This is a genomic window from Desulfobulbus alkaliphilus (assembly GCF_016918545.1).
In the GTDB taxonomy this organism is placed as follows: domain Bacteria; phylum Desulfobacterota; class Desulfobulbia; order Desulfobulbales; family Desulfobulbaceae; genus Desulfobulbus; species Desulfobulbus alkaliphilus.
On record NZ_JAFFQC010000436.1, the window covers coordinates 1 to 385 of the forward strand.

Annotated in this window: 1 protein-coding gene; it reads left to right on the forward strand. The window is 65.5% G+C overall.

Features of this window, described 5'->3' with window-relative positions; translation table 11 throughout:
- Positions 1 to 385 (forward strand): thiolase family protein (locus tag JWG43_RS19295; RefSeq protein WP_504208242.1); only part of this gene is annotated, 385 nt, incomplete at both ends.

The window sequence follows — 385 nt, forward strand, 5'->3', positions numbered from 1 at the left end:
GCGCATGGGTGACTGGAAGATGACCGACTCGATGATCACCGACGGCCTGTGGGACGTCTACAACCAGTACCACATGGGCATCACGGCCGAGAACGTGGCCAAGAAGTACAGCATCTCGCGCGAGGCACAGGACGCGCTGGCCCTGGCCAGCCAGCAGAAGGCTGCCGCGGCGCAGGAGTCCGGCCGCTTCAAGGACGAGATCGTGCCCTTCACGATTCCGCAGAAGAAGGGCGACGCGATCGTCTTCGCCAACGACGAGTTCATCAACAAGAAGACCAGCGCCGAAGCCCTGGCCGGCCTGCGTCCCGCGTTCGACAAGAGCGGCGGCGTGACGGCGGGCAATGCCTCGGGCATCAACGACGGCGCCGCCGGCGTGGTGGTGATG